Genomic DNA, 14,002 nt, shown 5'->3' on the forward strand with positions numbered 1-14,002 from the left:
AAGTCGTGACGGAAAATCCAACTCAGAAGTGGGGCGTGTGATGCGAGACAAGGAAGAGAAACGCGTCGACAGCGGCCGCCGTACCTGGCTGATTGCGACATCCGTAGCAGGTGGCGTGGGAGGCGTAGCCACCGTCATACCTTTCGCGGCGTCGCTTGCGCCGTCCGCGAAAGCGAAAGCGGCCGGTGCACCGGTCGAAGTCGACATCAGCGGGCTGAAGCCCGGTGAAATGGTGACCGTACCGTGGCGCGGCAAGCCGGTGTGGATCCTGAACCGCACCGACGCAATGCTGGCCGACGTGGTCAAGGCCGACAAGGAAGTGGCCGATCCGACCACCGAAAAGCCCTATACGATGCCGTTGCCCGCGTATTGCGCGAACGAATATCGCGCGCGGGCCGATCGCAAGAACATTCTCGTCGTGATGGCCGTGTGTACGCACCTCGGCTGCACGCCAAGCCAACGCTTCACGCCGGGTCCGCAGCCGAACCTGCCGGACGACTGGCCGGGCGGCTTCCTCTGCCCGTGCCATGGTTCGACCTACGACCTCGCCGGCCGTGTGTTCAAGAACAAACCGGCGCCTCAGAATCTCGACATCCCGCCCTACATGTTCACGTCGGCAACGACCCTCGTGATCGGCAAGGACGAGAAAGGAGAAGCGTGATGGCCGACAACAAGGAAGTCTCCACGACAGGTCTCACCGGCTGGATCGATCAGCGCTTCCCGCTCACGTCCACCTGGAAGAAACACGTTTCCGAGTACTACGCGCCGAAGAACTTCAACTTCTGGTACTTCTTCGGCTCCCTCGCGCTGCTGGTGCTCGTCAACCAGATCGTCACGGGCATCTTCCTGACGATGAACTACAAGCCCGACTCGACGCTCGCGTTCGCGTCGGTCGAGTACATCATGCGCGAGGTGCCGTGGGGCTGGCTGATCCGCTACATGCACTCCACGGGCGCGTCGATGTTCTTCGTGGTCGTTTATCTGCACATGTTTCGCGGGCTGCTTTACGGGTCGTACCGCAAGCCGCGCGAGCTCGTGTGGGTCTTCGGCTGCGCAATCTTCCTGTGCCTGATGGCCGAGGCGTTCTTCGGCTACCTGCTGCCGTGGGGCCAGATGTCGTTCTGGGGTGCGCAGGTGATCGTGAACCTGTTCTCGGCGATCCCGTTCGTCGGCCCTGACCTGTCGCTGTGGATTCGTGGCGACTACGTCGTGTCGGACGTCACGCTGAACCGCTTCTTCGCGTTCCACGTGATCGCGATTCCGCTCGTGCTGGTCGGCCTGGTGATCGCGCACCTCGTTGCGCTGCACGAAGTGGGCTCGAACAACCCGGACGGCATCGAGATCAAGGCGAAGAAGGACGAAAACGGCATTCCGCTCGACGGCATCCCGTTCCACCCGTACTACTCGGTGCACGATTTCCTCGGCGTGTGCGTCTTCCTGATGGTGTTCGCGCTGATCGTATTCTTCTCGCCGGAGATGGGCGGCTACTTCCTCGAGGCGAACAACTTCGTCCCGGCGAACCCGCTGCAGACGCCGCCCGAGATCGCGCCGGTCTGGTACTTCACCGCGTTCTACGCGATGCTGCGCGCGACCACCGACCCGTTCAAGATCGTGCTGATGATCGTGATCGTGCTGCTCGGCGTGCTCGCGCTGATCCGCGCGCGCGGCAAGTGGAAGGTCGGCCTGCCGGTTCTGGCCGCGGCGATCGTCGTGTTCATGTACCTGACGGAGTCGAAGTTCTGGGGCGTCGTCGTGATGGGGGCGGCGGTGATCACGCTGTTCTTCCTGCCGTGGCTCGACCGCAGCCCGGTGAAGTCGATCCGCTACCGGCCGCTGTTCCACAAGGTGTTCCTCGGGATCTTCGTCGTGGCGTTCCTGACCCTCGGGTTCCTGGGCACGCGGCCGCCATCACCGGCCTCGACACTGATCGCGCAGGCCTGTGCGCTGATCTACTTCGCGTTCTTCCTCGGCATGCCCGTCTGGACGCCGCTTGGCACGTTCAAGCAGCCGCCGGAGCGGGTGCGCTTCAAGCCCCATTAACGTGAGCGAGGAGAGAACGACATGAAGAAACTGCTTTCGACACTCGCGCTGATCGGGGCGACCGCCTGTGCGCTGCTGGTGGCGCCGGCGGTTCGGGCGGAAGGTAATTTTCCGCTCGACCGGGCGCCCGATAACACGGAAAATCTCGTTTCGCTTCAGCACGGCGCGCAATTGTTTGTAAACTATTGCCTGAACTGCCACAGCGCGAACCTGATGCGCTACAACCGTCTGACGGATCTGGGCATATCCCAGAAGGAGATCGAAAAGAATCTCCTGTTCACGACCGACAAGGTCGGCAACACGATGTCCGTTGCGATGCGGCCCGAAGACGCGAAGAACTGGCTCGGCACCTCGCCGCCCGACCTGTCGGTCGAGGAGCGCGCGCGCGGCCGCGACTGGCTGTATACGTATCTGCGGAGTTTCTACCGCGACGATACGCGGCCGAGCGGCTGGAACAACGCGGTGTTCGAGAACGTCGGCATGCCCCATGTACTGTGGCAGCTGCAGGGGCAGCGCACCGCCAAATTCGAAGACAAGACAGACGAGGAGACGGGCGAGAAGGTCCATACGCTCGTCGGCTTCCAGCAGGTCACACCGGGGACACTGTCCGCGGTGGATTATGATTCTGCGGTTGCCGACCTGGTGGCGTACATGACCTGGATGTCCGAGCCGGCTCAGCAGACCCGCAAACGCCTCGGCGTATGGGTGCTGATCTTTCTCGGTGTCCTGACTTTCCTGGCCTGGCGGCTCAATGCCGCGTACTGGAAAGATATCAAGTAATCACGCCTGACCGGCGTGGGGCCGGCGCAAGGTGGAACCCCGGAAGGAGTTCGCCGCGTGCCGGCCCTCGGCTTTTTTGAGGAAACGCAAACATGATGGTTCTGTATTCCGGCACAACTTGCCCGTTCTCCCAGCGTTGCCGGCTGGTGCTGTTCGAGAAGGGCATGGATTTCGAAATCCGTGACGTCGACCTGTTCAACAAGCCGGAAGACATTTCGGTGATGAACCCGTACGGTCAGGTACCGATCCTGGTCGAGCGCGACCTGATCCTGTACGAATCGAACATCATCAACGAGTACATCGACGAGCGCTTCCCGCATCCGCAACTGATGCCGGCCGATCCCGTGCAGCGCGCACGTGCACGCCTGTTCCTGCTCAATTTCGAGAAGGAACTGTTCGTCCACGTCAGCACGCTCGAGAACGAGAAGGGCAAGGCAGCGGAGAAGAACCACGAGAAGGCACGCCTCGCGATCCGCGATCGCCTGACGCAGCTCGCGCCGATCTTCGTGAAGAACAAGTACATGCTCGGCGAAGAATTCTCGATGCTCGACGTTGCGATCGCGCCGCTGCTGTGGCGTCTGGATCACTACGGCATCGAGCTGTCGAAGAACGCCGCGCCGCTGATGAAGTACGCCGAGCGGATCTTCAGCCGTCCGGCCTATATCGAAGCACTGACGCCGTCCGAAAAGGTCATGCGTCGTTGATGGTGCAATGAGTGCATGACGGAGAGGGCGGCGCGGCGTGCCGCGCCCCCGCTCCGGGTTCGAGGATTGTGATGCAAGAGATTTCAACGAAGCCTTATCTGCTGCGCGCGTTGTACGAGTGGTGCACCGATAACGGTTACACGCCGCATATCGCGGTGAGGGTCGACAACTCGACGCGCGTGCCGCGTCAGTTCGTGCGTGACGGCGAGATCGTGCTCAACATCAGCTTCGAGGCGACGAGCCAGTTGCAGATGGGCAACGAGTGGATCGAGTTCACGGCCCGGTTCTCGGGGAAGGCGCACAAGATCGAGATTCCGGTTGCCAACGTGCTCGCGATCTATGCACGCGAGAACGGGCAGGGCATGGCGTTCCAGGTCGATGCGGTCGCGGGTGAAGGCGCGGATTCGGGTGCGTTCGATGACGATGCGCCGCAGACGGATGATGCGCAGCGCGACGAAACGCCGGCCGTGTTGACGCCGGTGGCCGACAGCGGCGCGAACGAGGAACCCTCCGAAGGCGCCGACGAACCGCCGAAAACCGACGGCGATGGCGACGGTTCAAAAGGTGGCAGCAGACCTCGCCTCAAGATCGTGAAATGAGGTAGAATCTCGCGCTACGCCGGCTTAGCTCATCTGGTAGAGCAGTTGATTTGTAATCATCAGGTGGCGGGTTCGAGTCCTGCAGCCGGCACCATATCCAGCAAGGGGTTACGCGATGTTTGCGTAGCCCCTTCGCGTTTCCAATACCCTCTCATGTTTCCAATGCGCGTCGGCGAAACGGTTTAACCGGCCGTGTGCCGCGCACGTAACGCGCCGTCACGCCCGGTCCGCTGTGACCCGCCAGGCGTTGCCCGACTTCCAATCCTTCATGGTTCGTCTTGTGCGTCACGCCGCGCGCGCGGAGATCGCGGAATGGAAACGTCGCCTTGTCGAAGCGTGAAGGCAGCTTGCCCTTCCAAAGTGGGTAGCCCTTTTTGGTCGCGCAAGAGGTGGGGCGAGAGGTCGACCTTCGAACCGCGCCAGGCGAGCAGTCGCTCAAACAGCGCCGCGAGGGCGCCCGTAATCTGTACGTTGACAATGCTCCAGTCTTTTGCGTGCGGAAGAAGAGGTTGCCCGCACAATGTTGGCGCGCTGCATGCGCAGGATGTCCGAGGGGCGTTGTGCGCAGAGATTGGCCAGATCCATCGCGTTGCACAGCGGTTGGTAGGGCACGGCATAGACGGCCGCATACAGCTCGTCATCGATGAGGGCGTCCCGGCGCCCGGTCTCCTTCTTCCTGCGCACGCCGGCGCACGGGTTCGCGATTGCCATCATGCCCCACAGCCGTCCGCAGTTCAGGACCAGCGACAGCCCGGCCTTCGTGCGGTTCGCTGTCACGACGCCGCGCTTCTCTACCGTCGTGCGCCAGATCGTGGCGACGTCGCCCGGCGCGAGCGTATCGAGCTCGCGATCGCCGATGACGGCAGCGGGCCCGGACAGGAACAGGTCGTACATGCGCCGCAGCAGACTTCTGCAGCGCGGGGGGCAGGGCGGTTTCGGTATGTACTTCCATGTGCCTTAGTTATGCAGCATCGGCGCTTCCTGTCCTTTGTGCTCGGTTCGGTCACAATAATGGGCCGCTCACAATAGCGCCGGTCCCGAATGCTCCGAGTACTGGCCGACGATAGTCAGAATCGGCACTAAGGCCTCGCTAAATAAGGCTTTGCGGCGAAACCGCCAGATTTTGCACGAAAATGACGATTACCCCTGGCCGGACACTCCTGACGCTAGACGCCGCACTCCCAATATCCGGTAACGCGAGTCCGGTAATCAACTGCGATTGGAATTATCTGAAACTATATATTTTATAGAAAGTCAATTCGTCACGTAATTGAAAATGGTTTGGTGGCGGAGGCGTCACCAAACCATTAGGGTGATATCAAAGGACTATTTCGATCGTTACGTCAATTGGATCGTAAATCCTTCCTTCGAGCCTTCAAATGATACTCCGGATTGGAGGGGGCCCGACCCATACTTCCAGATAGCATACAGTGCCTTGGTTTTGCCTTTGGCGGGATCTCCGAATCGATTGGTCGCCAAAAAAGTGCGTGCTCCTTCGGCGAATTCCGTTTTGATGCCATTGGTGACATCGATTGTCTGGTTAAGATAGCCGTAGCCAGCATATACGATTGTCACTTCGTTTACCAGTTCAGTCATTTTTAACCTCGTAAGTGATCGCGATTATCGAAAACATATCGTTATATAAAGTCCGATATCCATCTAACTTCGAAGCCTGTCGGACATCTACGTAACGATATAAGAATCGGTTAGACGCCTTTCCAAATCAATTACAAGTAATTACGCGAGTGACAAGTTGGCGGAAACGCTGAGCTCCTTTGTCTACGCAAACATGCAAACTTCATCGCGAACCGAGCGGGTAGCCATCGCTTGGATTCGGACGTGGTGGAAGGCGGCTAACGAAACCAGGGCAAAACTGCTGAAACCGCGGCGGGCAGGCGCTTCCAATTCGAACCAAAGCCCGGACAGATAAGGCTGACAAGCCGGCATAGTCTGTAGTTTTGGAAACGCGAAATACAGCTAATTCACTGTAATCGTTGATTTTTTCAAGTGCCTTGTAATCATCAGGTGGCGGGTTCGAGTCCTGCAGCCGCACCACATTGAACGAAGGGCTACGAGATCTTGTCTCGTAGCCCTTCGTCGTTTTCAGGCCAGTTTCCAGCGGGGCTGCTGAACAGGCATCCCCCGCCCGATCTGCATCACATCTTCCTGAACAACCCCGCATATGCTCGACTGACCGGCAGCATCTCCCGCTGCCCGTGCACGCGAATCCGCAACCTTCCCAACAGATCGCGCTCGACACGATCGATCGCTGCGTACGCGACGATCACGCCGCGATGCACCTGCGCGAACCGCTCGGGATCGAGCCGCAGCATCAGCTCTCTCAGCGGCGTGCGAATCACGAGCCGTTCGCTGGCCGTCACGATTTCCGTGTATTTCTCCGAAGCCTGGAAATACAGCACGTCATCGACCGAGACGAGCCGCGTTGCATCCTTCACGCCTACCGTCAGCCAGCGGATCGGCGCCGCGTCCCGCGCTTGCGCCGCCTGCGCGAGCGCATCGGCATGCGCAAGCGCCGGCCCGCCGCGCTGCAGCTTCGCGATACAGCGCAGCAGCCGCTCGTCGGTCACCGGCTTCAGCAGGTAGTCGACCGCCGCACGATCGAACGCATCGACCGCATATTCGTCGTAGGCCGTGACGAACACGACGTGGACGTCGGGTGCCAGCGCCGCGAGCTTCAGGCCGTCGATGCCGGGCATCCGGATGTCGAGAAACGCGATGTCCGGGCGCGGCGACGCGTTCAGCGCGGCCAGCGTTTCGATGCCGTTGCGCGGCATCGCGACGATGTCCAGTTCGGGCCAGAGCTGACCCAGCCGCTGCGCGAGCGAGGCGGACAGGTTTGGTTCGTCGTCGGCGATGAGGGCGGTCGGCATGTCAGGCGATCGGGATCAGAAGGGTCGCAGTGACGCCATGCGCGGCGGCGGCATTCGTCTCGACGCAGACGCGGCCGCGCTCGCCGTGCAGCGTCCGGATGCGCGCGGCGACGTTGGCAAGGCCGACGCCGCCATGCAGGCGCGTGTCGCTTTTCCCTAGGCCGACGCCCGTATCGATCACGTTCAGTTCCAGGCAGTCGCCCCGCATCCTGCCGCGAATCACGATCACGCCGCCGTCGATCGACGGCTCGATCCCGTGCAGCAGCGCATTCTCGACGAGCGGTTGCAGCAGCAGCGGCGAGAACGGCAGTGCATGCAGATCCGCCGGCACGTCGATCGCATATGAAAGCCGGTCGCCGAGCCGGATCGACGCGATCTTCAGCAACGCGTCGACGAGCTCGATCTCCTCGCCGAGCGTCGACGTCGCATCGCGCGTGCGTCGCAGGCTCGCACGCAGGTAGCGGTTCAGGCTGTCGAGCATCGTCGACGCGCGCGCCGGATCGCGCTCGATCAGGCTCTGCACGTTCGCGAGCGTATTGAACAGGAAGTGCGGTTCGATCTGCGCCTGCAGCAGCGCCAGGCGCGCCGCCGTCTCGGCCTGGCGGGCTTCGGCGGCTTCGCGGCGCTCGGTCTCGAGCGTCGCGCGCATGCGCATCGACTGCAGGAACAGCGACACGCACACGAACAGAATCGCCGAGATGAGAAACGACGGCCCGTAGTTGTCCCACGTGCCGATGCGCGCGCGCCCGAACACGTGCGGCACGTTTCCGCTGGTGAGCGCTGCCGTGATCTCGAAACCGATGAGCACGCTGGCCGGTGCGATCACGATGGCCTTGATCGCGAGCCCCGGCTTGCGCGGCAGGAGCCAGTCGGCGGCGTGACTGAGCAGCAGCGCGGAGAAACCGATCGCGTTCGCGACGACAAGGTCGGGCAACAGCGGCTCCTGGAAATGGAGCGCCCAGAAACCCAGGCCGACGACCGAGTTGAAGCACGCGAACGCGAGCAGTGCGGCCGGATCGCGCAGCAATCGCGGCTCGGCGCCGGCGGGTGGCTGCGGAATCGGCGAAGGGTCGGACGTGGCTCGCATGGTGTCGGGTGAGGATGGCGCGCGATGCGCTGATGGTCGGACCTTACTGCCGGACGGCCCGACTGCGCACGCATTGCGACGAACGGCGCGCGGCCTCGACGAAGCGCTTCCGCTGCCGACGGTTGGCCGGTTTCCGTCACGAGTGTAGTGGAAGGGGTTGCCGAAGGACACTGGGCGCGGCCGGTTTCGCGTCGAGCATGAAGCGTCGGCCGGCTCGTCAAAGGCCGACTTTTCGGTTCGGAAGTTGCCGGCCTCCGGATTCGTGGGCGCATCGGTCTGCCCGATCAGGCGAACGATCATCGTCGCGACGCGCCACTCGTCCGCGAATTCCGGCCGCCCGTCGCAAGCCCCGCCGCCTGCCGCGATCGGGCGGTACGGTGTTGCCGTGTCCATTCCGATCTGGCGACTCCGACCATGTCCGCGCTCCTTCACCTGAAGCCTTACGTGTACGTGATGTTCTGCGTGCTGCTCTATATCGGCATCAAGCGCTGTTTCCCGCGCGAGGTGCCGGCCGTCCGACCGTTGATCTCGCCGGTCGCATTCGGGGTGCTCGGCATCGCCAGCCTGAACGGACTTTTTCCGCATGCGGGTGTCGACGCGAATGCGATCGCGCTGGCAGCCGTCCTGGGCGGCGCGGCGCTGGGCTGGCTGCACGCGAGCCGGTGGCGGCTCAAGTACCGCCGGGCCTCGTCGGGCCTGCGCGTGCGCCTGCCCGGCGACGCGAGCCTGCTCGTCACGCTGATGCTGACGTTCGTCGCCGAAACCGGCATCCATTACGCGGTCGCCGTGCATGCACCGTGGGCGGCGACGGGCGGTTTCGTGATGGTGTCGTTCGCGGTATGGGGCGTGCTCGTCGGGATGACGCTTGGGCGCGCGGTGAACGTGGTCGTGCGCTGCATGCGCCATGCGAACGGATCGGAGCATGGGAGTTTCCCGTATTCGGTCGATCCGCGATGAAGGGTGCGAAACGGCCCGCGAGCGGACACCTGACGGCCTGACAGGCGCTACGGCCCGTCTTCGTCAATCGGGGGCGGCATCGAACCGAAGCGGCGTGTGACGGGCCCCGATTTGCACCCCGTTTCCTGTCACGGTCGCGTCATGGGGCGCCCATAACGTTGCACGTTCCCGTCGCGGCGGCACCGCCGGACTGGGAACGTGCGCAACCCGTTCGCGACGACGTGCCCAAGTCGCAGGTGGGAGCCGACCGGGATCTCGCGCCCGGCGGCGCAGCGGTCATGCGTCGCGCCATTTCATTCGAAAATACGATCGGCGACGGTTCGAACCGGACCGCGGACGATCAGGAGACAGGGACCATGCTGAGTCCGCATGAATTCTCGATGCTGCTGCGCGTCGCGCGTGCGCCGGACAGCGTCGATCCGTCGAATCCGGCTTTTGCCGTGCTGGTCGAGAAGCGGCTGGTCGACGATACGCAGGTACGCATGAATGCCGTGGCCGCGCGCCCGGCGCTGACACCGATCGGACAGATGCTGCTGGCGCGCTTCGACGAAGCGGCTTGAGGGGCAGCGTCACGCCTTCGTCGGAACGAAGGACGTGACGCGTTGAAGCGCCGCGCCGCTTACTGCGCGACCGGCACGGTCACGTCGCTGCCGAACCAGTGCATCGAGATCTTCTTCAGCGTGCCGTCCTTGTGAAGCGAATCGAGCGCGTCGTTGATCGCTTTCTCGAACTTCGGATTGCCCTTGCGGAACGGGATCGCCATTTCCTGCTTGCCGCCGTTCAGCACCGCGCCCGCGCGCAGCGGCAGGTTCGACGTCTTGATCATGTACGGCAGCATCAGGCGGTCGTCGAGCGTCGCCTCGATCCGGCCCGCGGCGAGGTCGCGCAGCTTCTCCGGCGCGCCCGGATACGTCTGCACCTCGATACCGGGCACGGTGCGCGCCATCTGGTCGTAGTTGGTGCCGAGCGTCACGCCGAGCTTCTTGCCCTTGAAGTCGTCGAGCGACTTGAAGTTGCGCGAGTCGTCCTTGCGCTGGATCAGCTGCGCGGCCGAATACGTGTACGGCTGGCTGAAGTCGAGTGCTTCCTTGCGCTGCGGCGTGATCGTGACCTGGTTGACGATCACGTCGAACTTGCCGGCCTGCAGGCCGGCGATGATGCCGCTCCATTCGGTCGGGATGAACTGCGTCTTCACGCCGAGCTTGCCGGCGACCGCGTTCGCGACGTCGACGTCGAAACCCTCGAGCTGGCCTGACGTGCCGCGCGAGTTGAACGGCGGATACGTGCCTTCGAGGCCGACGCGCAGCACGCCGGCTTTCTTCACCGAGTCGAGCAGGTCTTCCGCGTGCGCGGCGACGGCCGTGAAGCCGAGGGCTGATGCGAGCAGCAGGCCCGACAGCAGGAACTTCGAACGTTTCATCGCAGATCTCCAGTGGACAGCGTGGTGTTGGGGGGAACGCCGGGCGCCGGGTGGGCGCGGCGGGCCGCAATACGGGCACGTAGACACTACTCGCAACCGGGCCGCACCGAAACCGGAATTGGCCCTGATTGAAATCGATTTCATCGATGTGCCGGACGGCGGGCGTGGTTGCCGCCCACCTGCGTGGTACGCGGGCTGATCGGATTCCGCTCGTTTAAATCAGGTCGGATTTGAGGGCGTGCGAAGTTTTGTCTGTAAAATCGCGCGAGCAAAATCGAATGCTCGCGCCATCCGAGGGCGCGTCAAAATAAAAAAGGCCGTTCATGAACATGCAGAATTCAATCGCCGCCCTACGCGGCGGATTGCTTCAGCAGGACCGGTTGCTGAAGTTCGATACGCCATTGGGGCCCAACGTCCTGACCGTGCAGCGGGCAGTCGGTCGCTCACGTATCGGGCGCGCGTACGAGTTCACGCTCGACGTGCTGTCGACCGACAGCGATGTGGAACTTAAAAAGCTGATCGCACAGCCCGTCACGTTGTGGATCCAGCAAGGCGATCTTCGTTACCGGCCGATCAACGGGTACGTGCACACCGCGCGCCGGCTCGGTGCCGACGGTGGGCTCACGACCTATCAGCTCACGTTTGCCGATTTCACCCACTTCCTGAAGTTCCGTCGCGATCAGCGGCTCTGGAACGACACGACCGTCGACCAGATCATCAGCGACGTGCTGAACCAGCATCCGCAGGCGCAGGGCCATTTCCGGTTTGCGCTGTCGAAGCCGCTGCCGAACCGCTCCTACACGCGCCAGCACGACACCGACTGGCATTTCGTGCATCGGCTGATGGAGAACGAGGGGCTCTACTGCGCGTGGCAGCAGGCCGACGACGGCAAGTCGCATACGCTCGTGATCACCGACAACCTGCAGGCGTTCGCGCCTCTGTCGCCGGAAACTGTGCGTTTCTATCGCGGCGACGCGGCCAGCGAACCTGACGCGTTCACGCAATGGTCGGGTACGCGCACGCTGCAGAGCGTGACGCGCACGACGCGCACGTTCGACTACAAGAATCCGTCGCAGCCGTCGAACCCGAAAGGCACGTCGCTGCCGACGATGGGCGGCCAGGGCGAGTTGCCGGATCAACTCGAAGTCTACGAGTACACGGGCGCCTACACGTATCTCGACCAGACGCGCGGCGACCATCTGACGAAGGTCAAGATGGAGGAGTGGGAGTCGCGGGCGAAGCGTTTCCATGCCGCGGGCGGGGTGCGCGCGATGGATGCCGGCCGGCGCTTCACGCTGGCCGACCATCCCGAGCACGATCGCGATCCCGCCGATCAGCGTGAATTCGCCGCGATCGAGGTGGCGTGGTGGATCGAGAACAATCTGCCCGTCGCAAGCGACAGCGCGGACTTTCCGTACAGCCTGCGCGAAGCGTTGACGCAGGCACAGGACAACTACGGTACCGATCCCGCGTTTCGCGTGCAGCACGACGACGGATCGGCCGGGTTCTATCTCGTCGAAGTCGAAGCGCAGCGCGTGAGCGTGCCGTATCGCAGCCCGTTCGAGCATCACAAGCCGGAGATGCACCTCGAGACGGCGATCGTCGTCGGGCCGCAGGGCGAGGAGGTCTATACCGACGAGTTGAACCGGATCCGCGTGCAGTTCGTGTGGGACCGGTTGAATCCGGGTAACGAGAACGCGTCGTGCTGGGTGCGCGTCGTGCAGTCGGATACGGGCGGCGGCTACGGCGGCGTGCATGTGCCGCGCATCGGCGAGGAAGTGCTGATCGACTACGTCGGCGGCGACTGCGACCGGCCGCTCGCGGTCGGGCGCGTGTACAACGGTGCGAACCAGCCGCAATGGCATACCGACGGGATCCTGTCCGGGTATCGCTCGAAGGAGTATTCGGGCGGCGGCTACAACCAGCTCGTGATGGACGACGCGACCGGGCAGAACCGCGTGCAGCTGATGAGCAGCAGCGCGAACAGCCTGCTGCATCTGGGCTACATCATCGACCAGAACGGCAATTCGCGCGGGTCGTATCTTGGCAGCGGGTTCGACCTGCGCTCGGATGCGTACGGCGCGGTGCGGGCGAGCCAGGGCCTGTACGTGACGACGCACCCGAAGGCGGCGAACAGCCAGCCGCTCGACGTGAAGGAAGCGCAGCAGCAGCTCGTGACGGGCGAGAGCCTCGTCGAGGCGATGTCGGACCTGAGCGAGCAGCATCAGGCGGAAAGCATGAAGGACGCGCAGGACACGATGCGCGCGTTCACGGATGCGACGCAGGACAGTGCATCGGGCAGCGCGTCCGGCGGGCGCACGGCAGGCGGCGGCACGGGTAACGCGAACGCGTTCAAGGAGCCGGTGATGCTGTTCGGCAGCCCATCGGGGATCGGGATGTCGACGCAGCAGTCGCTGCACATGGTCGCGAACGATCACGTGAACGTGGCGAGCGGGCAGAGCGTGCACGTTGCGGCGGGCAAGTCGCTGATCGGGAGCATCGGGCAGAAGCTGAGCCTGTTCGTGCAGAACGCTGGGATGAAGCTGTTCGCGGGCAAGGGCAAGGTGGAGATCCAGGCGCAGTCGGACAACATCGAGGTGACCGCGCAGAAGGCGGTGAAGGTGGTGTCGGCGACGGACCGGATCGAGATCGCGGCTGATCAGGGGATCCTGCTGACGAGCGGCGGCGGGTATATCCGCATTCAAGGCGGGAACATCGAGATTCATACGCCGGGCGCGGTGGATGTGAAGGGGGCGTCGCATACGTTCGCGGGGCCGGCGAGCATGGGATATCCGTTGCCGAGCCCGCGGCCGGATCAGCCGGGGCAGTTGGAGTTGTTGCATACGTACGGGAACGGCCAACCGGTGAAGGGCGGCTTGTTCTCGGTGTTCGATGCGAATGGCGGGCTATTGAAGAAAGGAGCGCTCGACAACAACGGGCACATGATCGTGAGCGGCCTGCCACCGGGGGCGGTGCAGGTCAAGTTCGGGGAGGATCCGCGCTCGCAGGATCAGCAGTCGAGCCGTTTCGACGTGGCGCCGTGGCCGGCCAATCCGGCGCCGGCGGCAGGCGCCGCGGAAACCGCGCAGGCGCAGCTCGGCTCGTTTCTGCCGGTGGCTGGCAGTGCCGCCGGCGCGCTGACGGGCCTGGCCGGTGCGGCGACGCAGGGTGGCGCGGCGCTGGCGAAGGCCGCCGTTGGTCAAGGCTTGGGCATGGCGCAGCAGGCGGTAGGCGGCATGTTGCCGGCGGGTGCGTCGAATGCACTGGGGGCGGCGAAAACGGTCGCGGGATTGGCGAGCTCGGCGTCGCAGGGCGGAGCCGCGTTGGCGAAGGCGGTGGCAGGCCAGGGCCTCGGTATCGCACAGCAGGCTGCGACCAATATGCTGCCGGCGGGCGCGCAGGCGGCGCTGTCGCAAGCGGGCCAGTTGAGTGCCGCCGCCCAGCAGGTCAGCGGTCTCGCGCAGACGGCGCGTAGCGCCGCAGCCGTGCTGAAAATGAGCTGAGCGTCGCCCCTTTCACCTATT

At 63.5% G+C, this 14,002-nt stretch carries 13 protein-coding genes and 1 tRNA gene; 9 read left to right on the forward strand and 5 right to left on the reverse strand.

Annotation, left to right across the window (positions count from 1 at the left end; genetic code table 11):
* The first annotated feature begins 40 nt into the window (after positions 1-40).
* From petA to C5O79_RS29060, 6 genes are all read left to right on the forward strand, one after another.
* Positions 41-661 (forward strand): ubiquinol-cytochrome c reductase iron-sulfur subunit, encoded by a 621-nt coding sequence (gene petA / locus C5O79_RS29035; protein ID WP_039366620.1) that lies wholly within the window; start codon positions 41-43, stop codon positions 659-661.
* Entirely contained in the window at positions 658-2,040 is a 1,383-nt protein-coding gene (locus C5O79_RS29040) for a cytochrome bc complex cytochrome b subunit (protein ID WP_122473520.1), read from the forward strand. The genes petA and C5O79_RS29040 overlap by 4 nt, the downstream gene beginning before the upstream one ends.
* Before the next feature lie 21 nt (positions 2,041-2,061).
* Positions 2,062-2,820, forward strand: a complete 759-nt coding sequence (locus C5O79_RS29045; protein ID WP_039366615.1) for a cytochrome c1 — start codon at positions 2,062-2,064, stop codon at positions 2,818-2,820.
* A gap of 92 nt (positions 2,821-2,912) precedes the next feature.
* The gene (locus tag C5O79_RS29050; RefSeq protein WP_006400565.1) at positions 2,913-3,524 is read left to right on the forward strand and encodes a glutathione S-transferase N-terminal domain-containing protein; all 612 of its coding nucleotides are present in this window, start codon (positions 2,913-2,915) and stop codon (positions 3,522-3,524) included.
* A gap of 71 nt (positions 3,525-3,595) precedes the next feature.
* The gene (locus C5O79_RS29055; RefSeq protein WP_071335457.1) at positions 3,596-4,123 is read left to right on the forward strand and encodes a ClpXP protease specificity-enhancing factor; all 528 of its coding nucleotides are present in this window, start codon (positions 3,596-3,598) and stop codon (positions 4,121-4,123) included.
* A gap of 18 nt (positions 4,124-4,141) precedes the next feature.
* Positions 4,142-4,217: transfer RNA gene (locus C5O79_RS29060), tRNA-Thr, on the forward strand.
* 341 nt (positions 4,218-4,558) lie between these two features.
* Here the strand turns inward: C5O79_RS29060 and C5O79_RS29070 are convergent.
* From C5O79_RS29070 to C5O79_RS29085, 4 genes are all read right to left on the reverse strand, one after another.
* The gene (locus tag C5O79_RS29070) at positions 4,559-5,017 is read right to left on the reverse strand and encodes a hypothetical protein (RefSeq protein WP_081421166.1); all 459 of its coding nucleotides are present in this window, start codon (positions 5,015-5,017) and stop codon (positions 4,559-4,561) included.
* Positions 5,018-5,461: 444 nt separating this feature from the next.
* Entirely contained in the window at positions 5,462-5,719 is a 258-nt protein-coding gene (locus C5O79_RS29075) for a hypothetical protein (protein ID WP_124473431.1), read from the reverse strand.
* Positions 5,720-6,279: 560 nt separating this feature from the next.
* On the reverse strand, positions 6,280-7,014 hold the full coding sequence (locus C5O79_RS29080; protein ID WP_122473521.1) for a LytTR family DNA-binding domain-containing protein: 735 nt from the start codon (positions 7,012-7,014) through the stop codon (positions 6,280-6,282).
* A gap of 1 nt (position 7,015) precedes the next feature.
* A complete protein-coding gene (locus C5O79_RS29085; RefSeq protein ID WP_236862306.1) occupies positions 7,016-8,101 on the reverse strand; it encodes a histidine kinase in 1,086 nt (361 codons plus the stop codon).
* 414 nt (positions 8,102-8,515) lie between these two features.
* On the opposite strand from C5O79_RS29085, the gene C5O79_RS29090 reads away from it, so the two are divergent.
* Together C5O79_RS29090 and C5O79_RS29095 are read left to right on the forward strand one after the other, a co-directional pair.
* Complete coding sequence (locus C5O79_RS29090) at positions 8,516-9,058, forward strand: hypothetical protein (RefSeq protein ID WP_122473522.1); 543 nt, start codon at positions 8,516-8,518, stop codon at positions 9,056-9,058.
* A 356-nt stretch (positions 9,059-9,414) separates the two neighbouring features.
* Positions 9,415-9,618, forward strand: coding sequence for a hypothetical protein (locus C5O79_RS29095; RefSeq protein WP_011350748.1), 204 nt, complete (start codon positions 9,415-9,417; stop codon positions 9,616-9,618).
* Positions 9,619-9,677: 59 nt separating this feature from the next.
* Here C5O79_RS29095 and C5O79_RS29100 read toward each other — a convergent pair whose 3' ends face one another.
* Positions 9,678-10,478: a transporter substrate-binding domain-containing protein gene (locus C5O79_RS29100; RefSeq protein WP_046544806.1), complete on the reverse strand. Its 801-nt coding sequence runs from the start codon at positions 10,476-10,478 to the stop codon at positions 9,678-9,680.
* 323 nt (positions 10,479-10,801) lie between these two features.
* On the opposite strand from C5O79_RS29100, the gene tssI reads away from it, so the two are divergent.
* On the forward strand, positions 10,802-13,981 hold the full coding sequence (gene tssI, locus C5O79_RS29105; RefSeq protein ID WP_122473523.1) for a type VI secretion system Vgr family protein: 3,180 nt from the start codon (positions 10,802-10,804) through the stop codon (positions 13,979-13,981).
* The last annotated feature ends 21 nt before the right edge of the window (positions 13,982-14,002 follow it).

The organism is Burkholderia sp. SRS-25 (assembly GCF_004343765.1).
Taxonomy (GTDB): domain Bacteria; phylum Pseudomonadota; class Gammaproteobacteria; order Burkholderiales; family Burkholderiaceae; genus Burkholderia; species Burkholderia contaminans.